2 protein-coding genes are annotated in these 1,350 nt (G+C 70.2%); both read left to right on the forward strand.

All coding sequences use genetic code 11. From position 1 onward, the window contains the following. Window positions 1-125 precede the first annotated feature (125 nt). The gene (locus ACFYX0_RS47870) at window positions 126-521 is read left to right on the forward strand and encodes a DUF2267 domain-containing protein (protein ID WP_388982167.1); all 396 of its coding nucleotides are present in this window, start codon (window positions 126-128) and stop codon (window positions 519-521) included. 58 nt (window positions 522-579) lie between these two features. Beyond that, entirely contained in the window at window positions 580-1,014 is a 435-nt protein-coding gene (locus ACFYX0_RS47875) for a DUF2267 domain-containing protein (RefSeq protein WP_388982169.1), read from the forward strand. Window positions 1,015-1,350 lie beyond the last annotated feature (336 nt).

A 1,350-nucleotide genomic window follows, 5' to 3' on the forward strand; every position in this document is an offset into this window, starting at 1 on the left:
GCCGCCAGGAGATCTCCAGCTGAACCGGACCCGATGAGTGGCTGAACACAGGCGGAGGACGGGTATCTCTCCCCCTCGCCCGTCCTCCGCGCCCCATGGACCTGAGAAATGGGGTGGCAGCCGACGTGATTGTGCGACGGGAAGCGTTCCTTGACCGTGTACGGGAACGCGGCGAATACGACACCCTGCAGGAGGCCGAACGCGCGGCCCGTGTGGTGCTCGCCCTGCTGAGCGCGCACCTGGTCGGCCAGGTACGCGCCCAGCTGGCGGCGCGGCTGCCGGAAGACTTCGTCCTGATCCTGCTCAACCCGCTGCAGAGCGCCGAGCCGCTGCCCCCGGAGCGGTTCGTGCGCGCGACCGCGGCCTGGATCGAAGGGGCCACCGAACAGACCGCGGCCTGGGACGTCAGCGCCGTCCTGTCAACCGTCGCCGACACCGCCGGCGACGACCTCCTGACGGAGATCCTGCTCCAGTTCCCTGCGGGCTACGACCTCCTCTTCGGCCGCCCCCAGCCCACCTGACCCCTTGGTGGCGCACGTCGGCCACCACGACCCTGGTGACAGAAAGGCAACCACCGCAATGATGTCCGACCAGAGCGCGCCGCTTCAGCAGCCCTACGGGAGGGCGTACGAGCAGATGCTGAAGAAGGTCCGCTACGAAGGCGCCTACCCCACCCGGGAGAAGGCCGAGGAAGCCGTCCGCCTCGTCCTCGCGGGACTCGGACGCCAGCTGACCGGCGACGAACGCGTCGAACTGGCCGCCCGCCTGCCCTTCGAGGCCGCGCGCGTCCTCACCGCCCAGATCCCCGACACCCAACCGCTGACCGGCTGGGCCTTCGTCAAGGACCTCGCCGCCCGCACCGACGCCACCCTGGGCACCACCCGCTGGGACACCGGATCCGTCTTCTCCGCCGTCGCGGCCTACGCCGGACCCGATCTGCTGACCCGCATCCTGCGCCAGCTTCCCCCCGGCTACGCGTTGCTCTTCGGCCGCGCCGAACTCACCCCCGCGTAGCCAGCGACGTGGCTCAGGGCGGACGCGACCGCCGCAGAACGCGCAGCGGCACGCCCTGCTGACATACGTCGGCCCTCGGCAGCTGCGCATGCGCCAGAAGGGTTCTCACGCCCTCGCAGCGGGCCGAACCTGGTCCAGCCGTCGCGGAGTTGAGGGCGACCTTGTGGCCCGCTGCCCGCGCCGCCACTTCTCCCCCGCCATGCCGTGAAACAAACCCGCATCAGGCCGGGAAACGCCGAGACTAAGCTTGATCTTTAAGGCTGCTGCTCGGCTCCGCCGCGTCGCGGCATGTCCACTTTGCGCTGTTTCTTGCCGACTGGGTGGCGGGGTGCCGGG

It is taken from the genome of Streptomyces sp. NPDC002573 (assembly GCF_042889625.1).
Lineage (GTDB): Bacteria > Actinomycetota > Actinomycetes > Streptomycetales > Streptomycetaceae > Streptomyces > Streptomyces gibsoniae.

Bases quoted from the DNA above. Each gene is read 5' to 3' on its own strand.
- ACFYX0_RS47875 (WP_388982169.1), top strand. From the start codon at position 580: ATGATGTCCGACCAGAGCGCGCCGCTTCAGCAGCCCTACGGGAGGGCG.